We start from the raw sequence: 20,364 nt of genomic DNA, 5'->3' as shown, positions 1-20,364 counted from the left end.
TGTTCCTCCTTAAATTTTGGTTTGATTTATTAAATATTAGTAATTAATTTTAACTTACGCGCCTTGTTCTTCTTTTTGGTCTGCAACAGCTTTTGCAGCAAGAGCAAGATTGCGGATTGGTGCTTGAAGCACGCTGAGTAACATAGATAGTAAGCCTTCGCGAGATGGTAGTTCTGCAAGAGCCTTGATTTCTTCAACAGAAGCAAGATTTCCTTCAATAACACCTGCTTTAATTTCAAGAGCTTCATGTTTCTTAGCGAAATCATTTAAAACTTTTGCTGGTGCAACTACATCTTCAACGCTGAATGCAATTGCGTTAGGACCTGTTAACGCTTCGTTTAATCCACCAAGTTCAACAGAGTCTGCCGCACGGCGAGTTAAAGTGTTTTTATATACTTTGAATTCCACGCCTGCTTCACGTAATTGTTTACGAAGTTCTGTAACTTCTGATACAGTAAGACCGCGGTAATCAACAACGATAGTTGATTTGCTTGATTTTAATTTATCAGCGATTTCGTCTACGATTAATTTCTTTTGTTCGATCGCGTTGCTCATTTTTACACCTCCTGTAGTTTTGCTACATTTATACCGGCGAATAAAAACCTCCACATCAACGAGACATGGAGGTTTTATACAAAAGATTTGGTTTCTTTAAAATCTATCGTATTACCTCGGTAGGAAATTAAGTCAAACTTGACACCTACTGTCTACGGTACAAATGTTATTAAATTCACAACAGAATATATTATATTAAATAGCTGACCTGTTGTCAATTACTATTTTATTGTTTAGCTGAAACAGATGAAGGATCTACTTTCACGCCAGGTCCCATTGTAGAAGTAACAGAAACGTTCTTCATGTAAGTACCTTTTGCAGCAGCAGGCTTCACTTTAGCTAATGTTTCGAAAATCGTGTTGAAGTTTTCAACAAGCTTTTCATTTTCGAAAGATGCTTTACCGATTGGCACGTGGACGTTACCAGCTTTGTCAACACGGTATTCAACTTTACCAGCTTTGATTTCTTGAACAGCTTTTGTTACATCAAATGTAACTGTTCCTGTTTTAGGGTTTGGCATTAAACCTTTTGGTCCTAATACACGACCAAGTTTACCAACTTCGCCCATCATATCAGGTGTAGCAACGATTACATCAAATTCAAACCAACCTTGTTGGATTTTGTTAATGTATTCTGCATCACCTACATAATCAGCACCGGCAGCCTCTGCTTCTTTAATTTTTTCACCTTTAGCGAAAACTAAAACGCGTTGAGTTTTACCAGTTCCATTTGGAAGCACGACTGCTCCACGGATTTGTTGGTCAGCTTTCTTAGGATCTACACCTAAACGGAAAGCAGCTTCAACAGATGCATCAAATTTTGCAAAATTCGTTTTCTTTACTAGGTCAATCGCTTCCTCAACTGGGTAAGCTTTCGAGCGATCTACAAGCTTTAAAGCTTCTAAATACTTCTTACCTTTTTTAGCCATTTCTTTTTCCTCCTTGATTGTGGTTTTAACGAAATAATCTCCCACTTAAAACACCAATGCTAGACAGAATAAAGGTTGCGAGTGAACCAAATTCAACATCGCAACCCCTGTAAGTCCGTCATAGCAAGTTAACACATGGATTAGTCTTCGATAACAATACCCATGCTGCGTGCAGTACCTTCAACCATACGCATAGCTGCTTCTACGCTTGCTGCGTTTAGATCAGGCATTTTTTGTTCCGCAATCTCGCGTACTTTATCACGCTTAACTGTCGCTACTTTATTACGGTTTGGCTCACCAGATCCAGATTGGATTCCAGCTGCAACTTTTAATAGAACCGCAGCAGGCGGAGTTTTCGTAATAAATGTAAATGAACGGTCTTCAAATACCGTAATTTCAACAGGAATAATTAAGCCAGCTTGATCAGCTGTACGAGCATTAAACTCCTTACAAAATCCCATGATGTTAACACCGGCTTGACCAAGCGCAGGACCAACTGGTGGTGCTGGATTAGCTTTACCTGCAGGGATTTGTAATTTTACAATCTTAATTACTTTTTTAGCCACGAGACACACCTCCTTAAAGTCCGTGATGTGGTAATTGGGAAAACTCCCTCCCACTCAACTTATAGTCTTTATATATAAAATAAAGAACTTGACAAAGTCTTGTCTCTTATAGAGACATACTGACCTATGAAATAGTATCACTTTTTTATACTAATTTCAAGTTTTTCAAGTTATAATTTTTCAATTTGTGTAAATTCAAGTTCCACCGGAGTATCTCGACCGAACATATTAACGAGAACTTTCACTTTTGATTTATCTTTATCCATTTCTTCAATAGAACCAGTAAAATTCGCAAATGGTCCCTCTTTCACTTTAACAGTTTCACCAATTTCAAAGTTGAAATCGACACGTTTTTCATCAACACCCATGCGTTTCAAAATAACGGTTACTTCTTCTGGCAAAAGAGGTGTTGGTTTAGAACCAGATCCCGCAGAGCCGACAAATCCCGTTACGCCCGGTGTGTTTCTTACCACATACCAAGAGTCATCTGTCATGACTAGCTCAACAAGAACATATCCTGGAAATACCTTTCTTTTCACAACTTTCTTTTTCCCATTTTTGAAATCCGTTTCTTCTTCTTCTGGAACCACTACACGGAAAATCTTATCTTGCATTCCCATTGATTCAACACGTTTTTCTAAATTTGCTTTTACCTTATTTTCATAGCCCGAATAAGTATGGACAACGTACCAATTCTTTTCCATTGATCAGGACAAAATGTCCTTCCCTCCCTATATTTTTTATCAATTTTAATCTTACATCATTTGCCTAGAACTCAAATTAGCATATTTACATAAAAGACAAACTATATACATATGATTTTTAGACAAATTAAAAAACCCGTTTCCGGGCTTTTGTAAAAATTTCCTTCGCTATTATCCATTATACCATGAGAACTTAGGAGTTATTCAAGAATAAAACGAATCAATTTCGAAATACCTAAATCTAGTATAGCAAAAAAGACAGCAAAAAATGCTACTGTAGTAATAACGGTAATTGTATAATTAGTTAGCTCTTTGCGCTTTGGCCAGCTAACCTTTCTCATTTCACGCCCAACATCACCAAAAAATTTAATAATGCGTTGCATTTTTCTGAAACCTCCAAATCTCTGAAAGAGATAACCTTAATATCTATAAAAAATCACTTTGTTTCGCGATGAATCGTGTGATTGTTACATGTACTACAAAACTTCTTCAATTCCAATCGTTCTGAATCCTTATTGCTCATCGTTGAATAATTACGTGTACCACACTCAACGCAGGCAAGTACAATCTTTTTTCTCAATTTTCTCACCTTCAAAACCCGTCTATTACGTCTTTAAAACTGTAACATGGACAAACACAAGTGTCAATACAAAGAAAAGCGGAGGCGGCTTGCCCAGGGGCGACTTGCATAAGACAAGCAGGCCAGGGGAAGTGCCTTTCTTCCCTTGGACTGATTGGCTTATGTCACGAGCCACTAGCCGCTGGAGCTAGACAATTAGAAAAGCGGAGGCGGCTTGCCGCATATGAAGACAAGCATCCGCATTACCACCTTTCACTGATACTTGTCTGCTACCACATTTCATACCAAATTCACCCAAACTAGCATAGAACCTATTGGCGTGATTATAAAGTAAACTCTCTTACCTCAAGGTAGCGTTCGAGTTTCCGTTTAACCCGCTGCAGAGCATTATCAATTGATTTCACATGGCGATTCAACTCTTCAGAAATCTCTTGGTACGATTGCCCATCCAAATAAAGTGAAAGAACCTTACGTTCTAAATCACTAAGCAACTCAGACATTTTAATTTCTATCTGATCAAATTCCTCTTGGTTGATAATTAACTCTTCAGGGTCCATTACTTTTGTACCAGAAATAACATCCATTAGCGTTCGATCAGATTCTTCATCATAAATCGGCTTATCCAATGAAACATACGAATTTAAAGGGATATGCTTTTGCCTAGTTGCTGTTTTAATCGCTGTAATTATTTGCCTTGTTATACAAAGCTCAGCGAAAGCTTTGAATGAAGTAAGCTTGTCCTCTTTAAAATCACGAATGGCCTTATATAGCCCAATCATCCCCTCTTGGACTATATCCTCCTTATCCGCCCCAATTAAGAAGTATGTTCTTGCCTTTGCCCGTACAAAATTGCGATATTTGTGAATTAAGTAGTCTAATGCGTCACTTTCGCCTTTGTGCACTAAATCAACTAATTCTTCATCTTCATACTGGATATAGTTAATATATTTTTCGTTGATTTTTGTCTGGTACTCCGCACTCACTTTAAGGATCCCCCTGACCGCACAAGCATAGATAGAAATATTATACAGTAGGTGTTTTGTAAGCGTCAACAAGTGATCACTTCCCTCTGCGCCATTTTTCGAAAATTTCTGCAACTTCATTACTTAACGGAATTTTCGATGCTGGCTTTCTTTCTTGAATTTTTTTCACCTTACTCTCTATCCTCTTTTCAACCGATTCCATCTCATTTAAAAGTTCTCGTGCTGATTTTCGTAAAGCTCCTTGTCCAAAAATAGCCCATTGCTCGGTATAATCCGAAGTTGCGACATGAATTTGCGTTTTTCGGTTATTAAGGCTAATCGCAAGCTTTTCAATTCTTTCATCTGCCGTCTCATTTGTTTTTGTAAACAGGACCTCTACTTTGCTATTTTTCATCTTTTTAGCATTCCCTTTAACAAACTGTGCATCAAAAACAACAATGACACGATAGCCAGAATACGCCTGATACTCAGCCATTTTTTCAATTAAACGGTCTCTTGCTGCAGCTAAATCCTTGTTTTTTAATACTTTTAATTCCGGCCAATCCCCAATAATGTTATAACCATCAACTAAAAGGATGTCCATTTTTATCCCTCTAGTGGATGACGTTTACGATATACCTCATACATGAGTAACGCAGCCGCTACAGAAGCATTTAACGAGGTCACATGTCCTGCCATTGGGAGGTAAATAAGAAAATCGCATTTATCACGAACTAAGCGCCCCATTCCTTTTCCTTCACTTCCGATGACTAAACCTAGTGGGAGAGTACCATCAAATTGACGATAATCCTCTTTGCCTTTTGCATCTGTTCCGGCAATCCAGATCCCTCGCTCCTTTAGTTCATCAATCGTTCTCGACATATTCGTCACACGGACCACCGGAATATACTCAATGGCTCCTGTTGATGCCTTAGCAACGGTAGAGGTTAAACCTACCGCTCTTCGCTTAGGAATAATAATTCCATGTGCTCCTACAACATCTGCCGTTCTCATAATAGAACCTAAATTATGTGGATCCTCAACCTCATCTAACAAAAGAAAGAACGGAGTTTCATTCTTTGCTTCTGCTGCTTGAAATAGATCATCCAATTCTGCATATTCATAGGCAGCAACTTGTGCTACTACTCCCTGATGATTACCTTCTACTAATTGATCAATTTTCTTCTTAGGGACAAATTGAACAAGCACATTTAATTCCTTAGCCATCCCAATCACTTGCTGCATTTGACCTTTCTGAGACCCTTCTGCTATTAAAATTTTATTGATATCCCGACTCGATTTTAACGCTTCTATTACTGGGTTCTTTCCGATGATAAAATCTTGATTCATTTCATGACTCCTCCTTTCTTTTCTACATGCTCAAAAGCAATCGCAATCAATTGCTTTAAACGTTTCTCTTCACCGAGTAAATATAAGGAACCGAGTAAAGCCTCAAAAGCGGTACTATATCGATAAGTTTGCACATCGGTATTTTTCGGAACCGTACCTGATTTGGCATTTCTGCCTCTTTTGACAATCGCTATCTCTTCTTCACTTAACAAACCCTCTTCAAGAAGATAATGGACAATCGATGACTGCGCCTTTGCTGATACATATCTAGTTGCCTCTCTATGCAACTGATTCGGTCTAACTTTCCCTAATTGTAATAAGTGCTCTCTTACATATATTTCAAAAACAGAATCACCCATGTAAGCAAGTGCTAGGCTATTCAATTGCTTCGCATCGATATTATGACTTTCAAACATGATTTACCCTCTTTTCCACCTTGTACCTTGAGGAGTATCTTCTAAAATAATGTTCATGTCTTTTAGCTGATCTCGTATTTGGTCAGATAATTGAAAATCACGATCTTTTCTTGCTTGGATCCTTTTTTCAATTAACGCTTCAATTTCCGCATCTAGTAATTCTTCTTTTTCAAGTTCTAGCCCTAACACCTGAAACAGAGCAGCAAACTCTTTCATAAAGGCATCAATCACATCAGACGCCGTATTTTTCTCCATTAAATAATAATTTGCTAATTTGGATAGCTCGAATAGAACGGAAATCCCGTTAGCTGTATTAAAATCATCATCCATTTCGCGAATAAACTGTTCATGTAAATCTGAAATCTGAGATAACCACTTTTGATTATTATCCGTTAAATTCGCACTGGATTCCTTGCGATACTTAAGATTTTGATAAGAGGTTTTCAATCGTTCTAATGCAGAAGCCGTGTTCTCCAACAATTCCTCTGTATAGTTAATCGGATTACGATAGTGAACAGATAACATAAAAAATCTTAACACTTGTGGGTCATGCTTTTTAATAATGTCATGGACTAGTACAAAGTTGCCTAAAGACTTGGACATCTTTTCATTATCAATATTAATATAACCATTATGCATCCAATACTTAGCAAATGTTTTTCCTGTATAGGCCTCTGACTGTGCAATTTCATTTTCATGATGAGGGAAAGCTAAGTCCTGTCCTCCAGCATGGATATCGATCGTATCACCTAAATATTTTTTCACCATGGCAGAGCATTCAATATGCCAACCGGGTCTTCCTTTTCCCCATGGGCTCTCCCAATAAATTTCGCCCTCTTTCGCTGCCTTCCATAAGGCAAAATCAAGCGCATCATCTTTCTTTTCTCCTACCGCAATACGCGCCCCTGAACGAAGATCATCAATAGATTGATGAGAAAGCTTTCCATATTCATTAAATTTACGAGTATGGTAGTATACATCTCCTTCTGATTCATAAGCATATCCCTTATCAATCAAGGCTTGAATAAATTCAATAATAATATCCATACTTTCCGTTACCCTAGGATGGGCATCCGCTTTCTGGCAGCCAAGCGCTGAAACATCCTCAAAATATGCTTTTATAAAGCGGTCGGCAATTGTTGGGACAGTTTCACCTAGTTCATTTGCCACTCTAATTAGCTTATCGTCGACATCCGTAAAGTTTGAGATGAACTGCACATCATAGCCCCTAAATTCTAAATATCTTCTAACCGAATCAAATACAATGGCAGGTCTTGCATTCCCTATATGAATATAGTTATAAACGGTCGGACCGCACACATACATCTTTACCTTTCCCTCCTCAAGAGGGACAAAGGTTTCCTTTTTTCTCGTCATCGTATTATATAGTTTAATTGCCACTTGGTATGCTCCTTTCATGCTTAAGTTCCTCTAGTTCAGCCTTTAATTTCAACATTTCACTTTCAAGTTCTTTAAAACGATCCGCCACTGGGTCCGGTAAATCACAATGATTCAGATCCTTACCAATTCTTACACCATCTTGAATAACGACTCTTCCTGGAATGCCAACCACCGTTGAATTAGAGGGAACATCTTTTAAAACAACCGATCCCGCACCTATTTTTGAATTCTCCCCAACTGTAATAGAACCTAATACTTTAGCACCTGTCGCAATTAAACAGTTATCTTGAATAGTTGGGTGTCTCTTTCCTTTCTCCTTCCCTGTTCCCCCAAGAGTTACACCTTGGAACACCGAAACATTGTCGCCAATTTCACACGTTTCGCCAATCACTACGCCCATTCCATGGTCAATGAAAAAACGCCGTCCTATTGTTGCACCTGGATGAATTTCGATCCCTGTAAAAAAACGGCTGGCTTGTGATAGTACTCTTGCAAGAAAGAACCACTTTCTTTTATATAAAGCATGGGCAATTCGATGCGCCCAGATTGCATGTAAACCAGAATAGGTTAAAATTACTTCAAAATAGGTTCTTGCAGCAGGGTCTTGCTCAAAGACAACCTCAATATCCTCTTTAAGCATTGTAAACATTATTGCTCCCCTCCAATCATATTAAAAATTATGTCATTCGTGGTTGCCCCCTAAAAACAAATCATCCATTCATCATTGCCCCAAAGAGTGCGGCAAACATCAAACCCCTATTGTAAAAAAAAACGCCCCTGTCAAAAATGACAGAGACGCTTGCCTTGCGCGGTTCCACTCTGATTAGACCTCATTAAATAAAGTCTCAACTCTAGCCTTGTAACGGAGGGATCCGCCCAAATCTACTGGCAGTTGACTGCTTTTCGAAAAGGGACTCAGAGGGGCACTTCAAAAAGCGAGAGGTCTAAACCATTTTCAGCCGGTGATGGTTCTCTCTATAAGACAGTCGCTTTTTTACTTTTCCTCATCATCATTTTTTGTTAGTGAAATTATTACTATTACTATATTATATTTTTCGCAATATGTTAACCTAAAATGCTCATAATCCGTTTATTAACTTTTTCTTTCCCAAGTAAGGAAATCGCTTTTGGAAGATCCGGTCCATGTGTTTGGCCTGTTGTTGCCACACGAATAGGCATGAATAAGTTTTTACCTTTTTGACCGGTCTCCTTTTGAACAGCTTTAATTGCGGCTTTAATCGCTACATCTTCAAACTCTTCTATTTGATTAATTTCCTGTAAGAATGCCTTTAAGACAACAGGCACTGTCTCTCCTGCCAAAACATCTTTAGCCTCTTCCTCCATCTCAAGGTCTTCCTTAAAGAATAATTGAGATAAAGTTACAATTTCAGCACCATAACTCATCTGATCATGATAAAGGGCTACTAAATGATGTACCCACTCAGATTCCACAGCATTCATTTGTTCACTAACAAGTCCTGCCTTTACTAAATGCGGAACAGCTAGCTCAATGACTGTTTCGAGATCCTGCTTCTTCATGTATTGGTTATTCATCCAGGTGAGCTTTTGTTTATCAAATAAGGCTGGTGATTTCGATAAACGATTCGCATCAAAAATTTCAATAAATTCATCTCTGGTGAATATTTCTTGTTCCCCAGCAGGAGACCATCCAAGTAAAGTAATAAAGTTAAACAAAGCATCTGGTAAATAGCCTAATTCCTCATATTGTTCAATAAATTGAATAATAGACTCATCCCGCTTACTTAATTTCCTTCTGCTTTCATTCACGATTAATGTCATATGACCAAATATTGGAGGATCAAAGCCCAGTGCTTCATAGATCATTAATTGTTTTGGCGTATTTGAAATATGATCATCTCCGCGAAGGACATGAGAAATCTCCATCAAGTGATCGTCTACTGCAACAGCAAAATTATACGTTGGAGTTCCATCTTGCTTAACGATAACAAAATCTCCACCGACTCCATCCGATTCAAAGGAAACATCTCCTTTCACCATGTCCGTAAAAGAATATACTTTTCCTTCTGGAACACGGAAGCGGATGCTCGGTTTTCTTCCTTCTGCTTCAAGTGCTGCAATTTCACTTTCTGACAGGTGGCGGCATTTACCTGAATATCCCGCCATATCATTGCCTTCCGCACTTTGAGCTTCACGTTCTGCTTCTAATTCTTCAGCCGTACAATAGCATTTATAGGCTAAACCCTTTTCCAGCAGCTCTTCATAATATTTTTTGTAAATATCATTGCGTTCAGATTGACGATAAGGGCCATATTCTCCACCGACATCAACCCCTTCATCCCAATCCATTCCTAGCCATTTTAAATATTTTAATTGGCTTTCTTCTCCACCAGCGATATTGCGTTTTTTATCAGTATCTTCGATGCGGATAATAAATTTTCCGCCTTGATTCCGAGCAAATAAATAATTAAATAAAGCAGTACGGGCATTCCCAATATGTAAATGTCCTGTTGGACTCGGAGCATAACGCACACGAATTTGATTCGACATCTTTCCATTCCTCCATGACTATACGAAATACAGTACGTGATTCATTTTACCACTCGTCATTTCTGATATAAAGGGAAAATTAATCAACCTTTTTCAATAAAACCACAGCTTGTGAAGCAATTCCCTCTCCTCTTCCGGTAAACCCGAGTTTCTCTGTTGTTGTTGCCTTTACATTGATTTGATCCATATTTGTTTCAAGCAATTCAGCAATTCGATCTCTCATTTTTTCGATATATGGAGCCATTTTTGGCCTTTGCGCAATAATGGTACAATCAGCATTCACGAGTTCATAACCCTTTGCTTTCACAATGCCCCAAACATGCGTCAATAATTTAGCAGAATCTGCATCTTTGAAGGCTGGGTCTGTATCAGGGAAATGCCGACCTATATCACCTTCCCCAATAGCCCCTAGAACAGCATCCGCAATCGTATGTAAAAGAACATCTGCATCTGAATGACCTAACAACCCTTTTTCATAAGGAATTTGAATTCCACCAATAATAAGGGGACGTCCTTCTATTAACTGATGCACATCGAAACCTTGTCCAATCCTAAACATAAGATTCTCCTTCTATTCATTTTGTCTTTTCTTTAAAATTGCTTCGGCAAAGAATAAATCTTCTGGTGTTGTCAGCTTAATATTATCATAGTTCCCTTCCACGATTGCAACGGGATGAGGAAGGTGTTCCACTAAGCTCGCATCATCTGTTCCGATCATTCCTTCCTGCTCAGCCTTCAGATGTGCCCGAAGAAGTAATGACAAACGAAAAGCTTGTGGGGTTTGAATGGCCCACAAGCTAGATCGTTCAATTGTCTCAATGACTCGATTATTGAGTACCTTTTTAATGGTATCTTTAACAGGTACAGCAATAACAGCGGCATCCGTCATTTCCGTTACTTTTGTCAGCTTATGAATAAGAGGTAGGTCTATAAATGGTCTTGCCGCATCATGAACAAGAACTATTCCATCGTCCTTCACCTGCTTTAATGCAGCATACACGCTATCCTGTCTTTCCTTACCACCTTCTACAAGTGCTCGAACCTTTGTAATGTGATATTTTTGGATTAAAAATTCAAACTGTCTTCTGTCATCAGGATGAATCGCTAAAAATATCCCATGACATTGCTCGTCTTTCTCAAAAACGGATAACGTAAGAATGAAAACAGGAATATTATTAATTTCCAAAAATAACTTATTCTTTCCCGCTCCCATTCTCTTTCCTTGACCAGCTGCAGGAATAATGACTTGATAAGCCATATAAAAAACTCCTATCTAGATTACAACGCTTTTTCTAACAATTTGGGTTTCGCAAAAATCATCCGGCCAGCCGAAGTTTGCAAGACGCTTGTCACAAGAACATCGATATGCTTTCCGATATAATCACGGCCATCTTCCACGACAATCATCGTTCCATCATCTAGATAAGCTACACCTTGATTATGCTCTTTTCCATCCTTGATTACTTGTACATGCATTTCTTCCCCTGGTAAAACAACCGGTTTAACCGCATTAGCCAAATCATTAATATTTAAAACGGCGACCTTTTGTAGTTCACAAACTTTATTTAAATTAAAATCATTTGTCACAACAATGCCATTTGTAATCTTCGCTAATTTTACAAGTTTACTATCAACCTCTTGAATATCCTCAAAGTCGCCTTCATAAATTTCTACCTTAATGGAAAGCTCTTTCTGAATTCGATTTAGTATATCAAGACCTCTACGCCCGCGATTACGTTTTAAAACATCCGAAGAATCAGCTATATGCTGTAGCTCCTCCAAGACAAACTGTGGAATTACAATAGTCCCTTCAAGAAAGCCTGTTTGACAAATATCCGCAATCCGACCATCGATAATAACACTTGTATCTAATAATTTAAGTTTTTGATTTGCCTTTTTGTCGGTTTCCTCTTCTCCACTTTTCTTTTTCCTACTTGCGAAAAGAGTTAGTAATTCATCCCGTTTCTTAAATCCAACTTGAAAACCTAAATAGCCAAAAAGGAGGGTTAACAAGATAGGTGCCACGGTATTCACAATTGGAACTTCAATTGCATTAAGTGCATAACCTACTAAAAAAGCAATAACTAATCCAAATCCTAACCCAACGCTACCGAAGATTAGATCTGTAATGGGAGCTTTGACGAGAGACTCTTCTAACCATTTCACAAAGTCTACAACATAATCAACCGCCCAAAAAGTTATTAAATAAAAAATGATTGCACCTATAATGGCGGAAACATAAGGATTATTAATAAGGGAAACATCATTTAAGTTCCAACGCGTATATAAAATTGGCATTAAAATGATTCCAAGAGTTCCTCCTGTTATCACAAAACAAGCTTGAACAATTCGTTTTAACATCTTTTCACCTCCTTATATTCATTATAATCAAATCCATAAAATTGAAACCTCATGTAACAGACATTTTTACCATTTGTTATTGTTTTGAAATATTATAGCCATATACATAATACTTCACAATCCACTAGTCACCGATAATTACTAAATTTACATAATTACACCCTTAGGGTAGCACCTGAGAAATGGAGTGTCAAATAATTAAATTACCAATTTTACCACAAATATTTACTAAATTCAAGAGCCTATTTATATTTGTCTATCGGCTACAAGCTGTTCTTTTAATAGCTGCAAACCATCTTTGATTTTTCTAGCCCTGACTTCTCCAATTCCTTCAACATCATCCAATTCATCAACAGAGGAAGCGACAATTTTCGGCAGTTCCTGAAAACGATCAATCAAGTTTTCAATAATAATTGGCGGTAGTCGCGGGATTCGGTGAAGAACCCGATATCCTCTTGGACATTTATACTCATCCATATGGATATAGCCTTGATATCCTAATAGTTTTAAGATAGTTAAATCCTCTAAAGGATCACCCGATGAAAGATCCTGCAGACGCTTTAACATATCAGAAGGCTTGATTTCACGAGAATGGGAATAGTCTTTGATAATCAATCCCACTTCATGCTCTAAATTAGTCAAGATTTCATTCATTTGCAGTCGAATCAATCTACCTTCTGTACCTAATTCATTTAAATACGTTAAGAGCTCATTTTTAATCCGAAAAACCATTTCAAACCGGTGAAAAACCTGCAAAACATCTGTATAAGTGACAATCTCTTCAAACTCTAGAATACTTAAACTTGCAATACTTTGCTCTAAGACCACCTTATATTTCTCCAGTGTTTGAATTGCTTGATTAGCCTTTGTAATGATTACAGCAATATCTCTTAGGGCATAACGAATATTCCCTTGATATAACGTGATGACATTTCGACGCTGTGAGATGGCGATCACTAAGGCTTTTGTTTGTCTCGCCACTCTCTCCGCCGTACGATGGCGCATTCCGGTTTCAGAGGATGGAATACTTGGATCGGGTGCAAGCTGGGCATTGGCAAATAATATTTTGCTACCACTCTCATTCAAAATAATCGCTCCATCCATTTTAGCCAACTCATATAAGTAGCTAGGAGAAAAGCCGCAATCAATTTGAAATCCCCCATCAACGATTGACTTTACCTTATCATTGTAGCCCAACACAATGAGTCCACCCGTATTAGCCCGAAGGACATTTTCAATCCCTTCACGAATGGGTGTGCCTGGTGCAATAAATTGCAGAATTTCACTCATCGTCATTTCGCTAAGCTTCTTATTCTCCACTTTCTCTATCCTCCTAATGCCGCCTGAAGAGCTTCATAAACAGAAGAAACACCTATTAGTTTAATTCCCTTAGGAACATTCCACCCTCCAATATTATTGGCAGGCAAAATGACCCTTTCAAATCCAAGCTTTGCAGCCTCCTGAACTCTTTGCTCAATTCGTGAAACCCTACGAACTTCACCCGTCAGTCCAACCTCACCAATAATGCAATCTGTTGTTCTTGTCGGCTGATCTCGAAAGCTAGAAGCAATACTCACAGCAATGGCTAAATCAATCGCTGGTTCGTCAATTTTGACTCCACCCGCTACCTTAAGATAAGCGTCTTGATTTTGCAAAAGCATTCCAATTCTTTTATCCAATACGGCCATTAATAAAGATACTCGATTATGGTCAATCCCTGTTGCCATTCTCCTAGGATTCCCGTAGCTGGTTGGCGAGATCAGCGCCTGAATCTCAACTAAAACAGGGCGTGTTCCTTCCATTGAGGCAACAACCGTTGAGCCCGAAGCTCCTTCAGAGCGTTCTTCTAAGAAAATCTCCGATGGATTTTCTACTTCCTCTAATCCTGATTCCTTCATTTCGAAGATACCCATTTCATTCGTTGATCCAAATCGATTCTTCACTGCCCGTAATATTCGATAGGTATGATGACGTTCCCCTTCAAAATATAAAACCGTATCTACCATATGTTCCAGTAACCTTGGGCCTGCAATAGAGCCTTCTTTTGTAACATGCCCGACAATGAATATCGCAATTCCTTTTGTTTTTGCAATTCGCATTAATTCGGCTGTACATTCTCTTACCTGAGAGACACTCCCTGGAGCAGAAGTGACATCGGGATGAAAGATGGTCTGAATCGAGTCAATGATAACAAAAGACGGGTTCACCTCTTCAATCGTTTGATTGATATCATCAAGATTCGTTTCAGAGTAAACTAATAATTTATCAGAAGACACCCCTAATCTTTCTGCCCTTAATTTTGTTTGCCTTAATGACTCTTCTCCAGAAATATAAAGAGTTGAATGATTTTTATTTGCTAACTGCGAGGATACCTGCAAAAGAAGGGTTGATTTTCCAATCCCTGGGTCTCCACCAATCAGCACTAATGATCCTTTAACGATCCCACCGCCCAAAACACGATTTAATTCTAATAAATCAGTATGTATGCGTGGTTCACTTTCTGTTTCAACGGATGTAATAGGCATTGGCTTTGACACAACAGCAGAGCCCTGTGAATGAGAAAAGGCCCCTCTTCTTGGAGAGGTCACCTTTTCTACCTCTTCCACCATTTTGTTCCACTGTCCACAACCCGGACATTTCCCCATCCACTTTGGAGATTCATACCCACATTCCTGACACATAAATTTCGTCTTTCGTTTCGCCAAAAATTTCCTACCTCTTTTCAATCCAGACTGAAATCTATATCTAAAAATCAAATAATTCCATTTAATATTTAAGACCTTAAAATGAGAAGGCACACGTATTATATAACGTGTACCTTCTTAAATTAGTTTCATTTTTTAACAAAATATTTAAAAATAGAACTTACGGCTTATATTACTTATTGACTACTTCACCTATTTTTACAACAAATTCTCCATTTTCAACATTAATTAAAATATTTTGACCAGTTAACACGGTTCCTTTTAATAATTCCTCCGATAAGCGATCCTCAATATGTTTTTGGATTGCCCTTCGTAATGGACGGGCACCATATTCAGGATCATAGCCTTCATCCGCAATTTTCTCTTTTGCTGTATCAGATAATTCCAACACAATATTTTGCTCTTTTAAACGCTTGGTTAATTGCTCTGACATTAAGGTTACGATCTCTTTTAAGTGCTTTTTCTCTAAAGCATGGAAAACAATGATTTCATCAATACGATTTAGGAATTCTGGGCGGAAGGCTTTTTTCAACTCTTCCATTACTTTTCCTTTCATATCTTTGTAATCCTGCTCTCCATCTTGAATATTAAATCCAACATATTTATTGCGTTTTAACGCCTGCGCCCCAACGTTAGAGGTCATAATTAGAACAGTATTTCGAAAATCAACCGTTCTACCTTTAGAATCTGTTAAGCGGCCATCCTCTAATACTTGGAGAAGAATATTAAAAACATCTGGATGAGCCTTTTCGATTTCATCTAATAGCACAACAGAATAAGGTTTCCTACGGACCTTTTCTGTTAATTGTCCACCTTCTTCATAACCAACATATCCTGGAGGGGACCCAACGAGACGAGAAGTCGAATGTTTCTCCATGTATTCAGACATATCAATCCGAATCATAGCATCCTCGTCTCCAAACATTGCTTCCGCTAGCGCTCGAGCAAGTTCTGTTTTCCCAACACCAGTTGGTCCTAAGAAGATGAACGAACCAATTGGACGTTTTGGATCCTTTAATCCTGCGCGTGCACGGCGAACAGCTTTTGCGATTGCAATGACTGCTTCTTCTTGACCAATTACTCGATCATGTAAAATATCTTCGAGTTTTAATAATTTTTCTGTTTCCGTTTGTGCTAATTTTGAAACGGGAATTCCCGTCCAGCTAGATACGACATTCGCAATATCTTCAACGGTAACCTCACTGTTTTCCTGCCCCTGTTTCTCCTTCCAACCCTTCTTTGTTTCCTCAAGCTGTTCACGTAAACGTTGCTCTGTATCTCTCAAAGAAGCAGCTTTTTCAAATTCCTGACTTTGTACGGCCGCATCCTTTTCCTTGCGTACAGATTCAAGTTTTTGCTCTAACTCTTTTAAATTTGGAGGGGTAGTGTAAGAGCGTAGTCGCACCTTTGAACCTGCTTCATCAATTAAATCAATTGCTTTATCTGGTAAAAAACGATCGGAAATATACCGATCCGATAATTTAACAGCCGCATCAATGGCCGCATCTGTGATGGATACTCTATGATGTGCTTCGTATCGATCGCGTAATCCTTTTAGTATTTGAATTGATTCTTCACTTGTAGGTTCATCAACCATAATCGGCTGGAAGCGTCTTTCTAACGCCGCATCCTTTTCAATATATTTACGATACTCGTCAAGAGTCGTTGCCCCAATACACTGCAGCTCTCCACGAGCTAAGGAAGGTTTTAAAATATTGGATGCATCGATCGCACCCTCAGCACCTCCTGCTCCAATTAAGGTGTGTAGCTCATCAATAAATAAGATTATATTTCCTGCCTGGCGAATTTCATCCATTACCTTTTTCAAACGGTCCTCAAATTCTCCGCGATATTTTGTTCCTGCAACCACTGTTCCCATATCAAGAGTCATAACTCGTTTATCTCGAAGAATCTCAGGAATCTCATTATCGACAATTTGTTGAGCAAGACCTTCAGCAATTGCCGTTTTCCCTACTCCAGGTTCTCCGATTAAGACCGGATTATTTTTCGTTCTTCTACTTAATACTTCAATCACCCGTTGAATTTCTTTGCTTCTGCCAATAACCGGATCGAGGCTGCCTTCCCTAGCTGTTGCCGTTAAATCTCTAGCTAAGCTATCAAGGGTTGGGGTATTCACATTAGAAGGGGATCCAGCTTGATGATTCCCTGTTTCATTACTTCCTAAAAGTTGAAGAACCTGCTGACGTGCTTTGTTTAAACTCACGCCTAAATTATTCAATACTCTAGCTGCTACCCCTTCGCCTTCACGAATCAATCCAAGTAAAATATGCTCTGTGCCCACATAAGAATGACCCAATTTGCGAGCTTCATCCATTGAAAGTTCAATCACCTTTTTAGCTCTAGGGGTATAATGAATGCTTTGCGATACATCTTGACCGCGACCAATTAAATTCTCCACTTCTTTTTGCACCTTATCTGAGCCTAACCCAAGTGCATATAAAGCTTTTGCAGCAATTCCTTCGCCTTCACGAACAAGTCCGAGTAAAATATGTTCCGTTCCAATATTGTTATGCCCTAATCGAATTGCTTCTTCTTGAGCTAAAGCGAGAACCTTTTGTGCTCTTTCCGTAAAACGTCCAAACATCATTTTCTCTTCCTCCTTTTTCTATTCGTTTTCCATTCTGATTCTTTCTCTAATTAATAAGGCACGACGAATATCACGCTCGTTTGGTCTTAATGGACCACCAGCATATTGCTGTAAAAAACCTGGTTGAGTCAAAATCATTAATTCATTTAATATATTTTTAGAAATATTCTTAATATATCCCATATCAATACCAAGTCTAACATCGGATAAACATCTTGCAGCTTCCTTCGTTTCAATTATGCGGGAATTGGATAATATCCCATAAGAACGAAATACCCTGTCTTCTAATTGTATGTTAGAAGTTTTCGCTAATGCTTCCCTTGCTGACCTTTCTTGTGAAATAAGCTGACTAACCACACTTTTTAGATCTTCGACAATATCTTGTTCTGATTTTCCTAATGTAATTTGATTGGAGATTTGAAATATATTACCAAGGGCCTCACTTCCTTCACCATAAATCCCTCGAACCACCAGTCCAAGCTGATTAATCGCGGGAATAATTTGATTCATTTGGTGAGTTAAAATAAGAGCAGGCAAATGCATCATCACAGAAGCACGTAAACCTGTTCCTACATTAGTCGGGCAACTTGTTAAATATCCAATTTTTTCGTCAAATGCATAATTCACATCTTCCTCTAGCCAATCATCAATTTGATTGGCCATATTAAGTGCTTCGGATATTTGAAATCCAGGAAATAAGCATTGAATTCGGATATGATCCTCCTCATTAATCATCACACTTATTTCTTCATTTTCTGAAAGTAGGCATGCCCCATAACTCGAACTCTCAGCTAAATTTGGGCTAATTAAATGCTTTTCTACTAAAACTCTCTTATGCAGGGGCTGAATTTCATCCATTTTTAATAATTCGAATGAGCCCACTCCCTGAAAGTTACCAGTTGATGCTTTTTTAGAAAATAAATCAATAATTTGCTTCGCTTCCTCATTTGTAATTAAAGTGGGGAATTTGTATTCATTCAGGTTTCTTGCTAAACGAATCCGAGAACTTAGAACAATATCCGAATCCGGACCTTCTGAACTCATCCAAGAACTAACTGCTTGATTTAAAAAACGTTCTAATGACAAACTATTCCCCTCCTTCGTTACTTTCGTTTATCTGACTTTCTAAAGAACGAATTTGGTCCCTTACCATTGCTGCACTTTCAAACTCCTCTCGAACAATTAAATCCTTCAAGCTTTGCTTTAATTCTTCAAGCTCTTTGCGAATATGCAACTTTCCTCCAATTCGTTTTGGAATTTTCCCAATATGTGTCCAGTTTCCACTATGCAAGCGTCTAAGAATAGGTTTTAACTGTTCTTGAAATGATTCATAACAATGAGCACAACCAAAACGCCCAACTTGGATGAATTGTTGATAGGTCATGGAACAATGGTCACATTGTAAGATATGATCCTGGTAAATTGGCGTTTGTTTTGTTGCCTGAAATGGAGGTTCAATATTTAATAATCCTGCTAATAAATTATTGATGGAAAAGCCATTATTACTCCCTAAAATGGCACTTTCCCCCTTTTCCTGAGCACATTTTTCACATAGATGGAATTCTGTCTTTTGACCATTATTTATCTTTGTAAAATGCAATGTCGCTGGTCTTTCATTACATTCTTGACAAATCATTCATTTCACCTCATTTGCCCACTTGCATTACTTATACTTGATTGTCGTTAGCATCGCTCTTAACATCCGAGCACGTAGCTCATCTCTATATGGAAGGTCAATATAGAGAACCGAGCGATCGATAACACTCAACATAATCTTCGCTTCCCTATGTGTAATTACCTCTTCTTCTACTAATCGCAAAATAACACTTTCTGCGCTATTTTGGGAAATTCTATCCTGTATCAAAGAAAGCAATTGATCAATTAAATGAGCATAATCGTATGACTGCACCTTCATAATTCGAATGTAGCCTCCGCCTCCACGCTTACTTTCAACAATATACCCTTTTTCAATCGTAAAACGTGTATTAATAACATAATTGATTTGGGATGGCACACATTGAAATTTATCAGCAATTTCACTACGCTTAATTTCCACAATTTCCCTTTCACTCATTTCTAATACCTTTTTCAAATAGCTTTCAATAATATCGGAAATATTTCTCACCAGTCCTCCCCCCTCAATCTGACTTTGACTATATTTGACATTAATTATACAATACCTAATTGTCCCATTGCAAATGAACATACTTTACTATTCTCTCCATTTGAAACTAACCCAAACATCGAGCAAAAATTTTACAGCCAGATCATATTATATAAAAGGGATTACTATATTTTTAATAATTCTTTATTAAATAAGTTCTTTCTTTTTTTAAAAAAATCCTTTATGAAACAGCAAGAAATAAAAAAAGAAGGGTGGTATTTGTGTTTGATGAAGACGGGGTGTATTAGATAGAAGGGAAATGTGTTCTTTTATGAAGCCTAAGGAATTATTTTTTTAGATAAGGGATTTTCGGATATTATAAATGAAAGGTGAAATTTGGAGGCTAAGTTTCGCTAACTTCTTTTGTACTTGGGTACAATTACTAGGTTTTATTCTTATAAGTGATAATAGGGCTTGTCAATTAAAGTGTGTAAGTTATTCTAAGTACCTTAACACACGATCTTTAAGATGGTCATGAAGGAGTAGTTGATTCATCACCATAGCCCATTGTTGAATATGGCCACCATTCCATTTG

General features: G+C 38.0%; 22 protein-coding genes and 2 other annotated features. All 22 genes read right to left on the bottom strand.

The window, feature by feature from the left end; translation table 11 throughout:
- Positions 1-54: 54 nt before the first annotated feature.
- Complete coding sequence (rplJ, locus tag ACE38V_RS20695) at positions 55-555, bottom strand: 50S ribosomal protein L10 (RefSeq protein ID WP_375844308.1); 501 nt, start codon at positions 553-555, stop codon at positions 55-57.
- Between the two features lie 32 nt (positions 556-587).
- Positions 588-731: a sequence feature (ribosomal protein L10 leader region), on the bottom strand.
- 50 nt (positions 732-781) lie between these two features.
- Positions 782-1,483 (bottom strand): 50S ribosomal protein L1, encoded by a 702-nt coding sequence (gene rplA, locus ACE38V_RS20690; protein WP_375844306.1) that lies wholly within the window; start codon positions 1,481-1,483, stop codon positions 782-784.
- A 140-nt stretch (positions 1,484-1,623) separates the two neighbouring features.
- Positions 1,624-2,049, bottom strand: a complete 426-nt coding sequence (gene rplK, locus ACE38V_RS20685) for a 50S ribosomal protein L11 (RefSeq protein WP_141770133.1) — start codon at positions 2,047-2,049, stop codon at positions 1,624-1,626.
- A 170-nt stretch (positions 2,050-2,219) separates the two neighbouring features.
- Complete coding sequence (gene nusG / locus ACE38V_RS20680) at positions 2,220-2,753, bottom strand: transcription termination/antitermination protein NusG (protein WP_375844304.1); 534 nt, start codon at positions 2,751-2,753, stop codon at positions 2,220-2,222.
- A gap of 200 nt (positions 2,754-2,953) precedes the next feature.
- Positions 2,954-3,136, bottom strand: coding sequence for a preprotein translocase subunit SecE (secE, locus tag ACE38V_RS20675; RefSeq protein ID WP_375844302.1), 183 nt, complete (start codon positions 3,134-3,136; stop codon positions 2,954-2,956).
- Between the two features lie 53 nt (positions 3,137-3,189).
- Positions 3,190-3,333 (bottom strand): 50S ribosomal protein L33, encoded by a 144-nt coding sequence (gene rpmG / locus ACE38V_RS20670; RefSeq protein WP_375844300.1) that lies wholly within the window; start codon positions 3,331-3,333, stop codon positions 3,190-3,192.
- Positions 3,334-3,656: 323 nt separating this feature from the next.
- The gene (sigH, locus tag ACE38V_RS20665) at positions 3,657-4,385 is read right to left on the bottom strand and encodes an RNA polymerase sporulation sigma factor SigH (RefSeq protein ID WP_375844402.1); all 729 of its coding nucleotides are present in this window, start codon (positions 4,383-4,385) and stop codon (positions 3,657-3,659) included.
- A gap of 7 nt (positions 4,386-4,392) precedes the next feature.
- Positions 4,393-4,899: an NYN domain-containing protein gene (locus ACE38V_RS20660; RefSeq protein WP_375844298.1), complete on the bottom strand. Its 507-nt coding sequence runs from the start codon at positions 4,897-4,899 to the stop codon at positions 4,393-4,395.
- Between the two features lie 2 nt (positions 4,900-4,901).
- The gene (gene rlmB / locus ACE38V_RS20655) at positions 4,902-5,645 is read right to left on the bottom strand and encodes a 23S rRNA (guanosine(2251)-2'-O)-methyltransferase RlmB (RefSeq protein ID WP_375844296.1); all 744 of its coding nucleotides are present in this window, start codon (positions 5,643-5,645) and stop codon (positions 4,902-4,904) included.
- Entirely contained in the window at positions 5,642-6,061 is a 420-nt protein-coding gene (locus tag ACE38V_RS20650; RefSeq protein ID WP_375844295.1) for a Mini-ribonuclease 3, read from the bottom strand. Before ACE38V_RS20650 ends, rlmB begins: the two co-directional genes overlap by 4 nt.
- Before the next feature lie 3 nt (positions 6,062-6,064).
- Entirely contained in the window at positions 6,065-7,462 is a 1,398-nt protein-coding gene (gene cysS, locus ACE38V_RS20645) for a cysteine--tRNA ligase (protein WP_375844293.1), read from the bottom strand.
- The gene (gene cysE, locus ACE38V_RS20640; RefSeq protein WP_375844290.1) at positions 7,452-8,111 is read right to left on the bottom strand and encodes a serine O-acetyltransferase; all 660 of its coding nucleotides are present in this window, start codon (positions 8,109-8,111) and stop codon (positions 7,452-7,454) included. The genes cysS and cysE overlap by 11 nt, the downstream gene beginning before the upstream one ends.
- A 139-nt stretch (positions 8,112-8,250) precedes the next feature.
- Positions 8,251-8,482, bottom strand: a binding site (T-box leader).
- Positions 8,483-8,527: 45 nt separating this feature from the next.
- A complete protein-coding gene (gltX, locus tag ACE38V_RS20635) occupies positions 8,528-9,991 on the bottom strand; it encodes a glutamate--tRNA ligase (protein WP_375844289.1) in 1,464 nt (487 codons plus the stop codon).
- Positions 9,992-10,070: 79 nt separating this feature from the next.
- Positions 10,071-10,550 carry a 2-C-methyl-D-erythritol 2,4-cyclodiphosphate synthase gene (ispF, locus tag ACE38V_RS20630; protein WP_375844287.1) on the bottom strand — a complete coding sequence of 160 codons (480 nt, stop codon included), beginning with the start codon at positions 10,548-10,550 and terminating at the stop codon, positions 10,071-10,073.
- A 12-nt stretch (positions 10,551-10,562) separates the two neighbouring features.
- A complete protein-coding gene (gene ispD / locus ACE38V_RS20625) occupies positions 10,563-11,249 on the bottom strand; it encodes a 2-C-methyl-D-erythritol 4-phosphate cytidylyltransferase (protein WP_375844285.1) in 687 nt (228 codons plus the stop codon).
- Between the two features lie 20 nt (positions 11,250-11,269).
- Positions 11,270-12,352, bottom strand: coding sequence for a PIN/TRAM domain-containing protein (locus ACE38V_RS20620; RefSeq protein WP_375844284.1), 1,083 nt, complete (start codon positions 12,350-12,352; stop codon positions 11,270-11,272).
- Between the two features lie 246 nt (positions 12,353-12,598).
- Complete coding sequence (disA, locus tag ACE38V_RS20615) at positions 12,599-13,672, bottom strand: DNA integrity scanning diadenylate cyclase DisA (RefSeq protein WP_375844283.1); 1,074 nt, start codon at positions 13,670-13,672, stop codon at positions 12,599-12,601.
- 5 nt (positions 13,673-13,677) lie between these two features.
- Positions 13,678-15,057: a DNA repair protein RadA gene (gene radA / locus ACE38V_RS20610; protein ID WP_375844281.1), complete on the bottom strand. Its 1,380-nt coding sequence runs from the start codon at positions 15,055-15,057 to the stop codon at positions 13,678-13,680.
- Positions 15,058-15,229: 172 nt separating this feature from the next.
- A complete protein-coding gene (gene clpC, locus ACE38V_RS20605; RefSeq protein WP_375844279.1) occupies positions 15,230-17,665 on the bottom strand; it encodes an ATP-dependent protease ATP-binding subunit ClpC in 2,436 nt (811 codons plus the stop codon).
- Positions 17,666-17,683: 18 nt separating this feature from the next.
- Positions 17,684-18,751, bottom strand: coding sequence for a protein-arginine kinase McsB (gene mcsB, locus ACE38V_RS20600; protein ID WP_375844278.1), 1,068 nt, complete (start codon positions 18,749-18,751; stop codon positions 17,684-17,686).
- A gap of 1 nt (position 18,752) precedes the next feature.
- A complete protein-coding gene (gene mcsA, locus ACE38V_RS20595) occupies positions 18,753-19,301 on the bottom strand; it encodes a protein-arginine kinase activator protein McsA (RefSeq protein ID WP_375844276.1) in 549 nt (182 codons plus the stop codon).
- Positions 19,302-19,328: 27 nt separating this feature from the next.
- Positions 19,329-19,790, bottom strand: coding sequence for a CtsR family transcriptional regulator (locus ACE38V_RS20590; protein ID WP_375844275.1), 462 nt, complete (start codon positions 19,788-19,790; stop codon positions 19,329-19,331).
- Positions 19,791-20,364: the final 574 nt, after the last annotated feature.

The sequence above is a fragment of the Cytobacillus sp. Hz8 genome (genome assembly GCF_042263505.1).
Taxonomy (GTDB): domain Bacteria; phylum Bacillota; class Bacilli; order Bacillales; family Cytobacillaceae; genus Bacillus_BE.
This window is presented reverse-complemented; position numbering and strand designations above follow the sequence as displayed.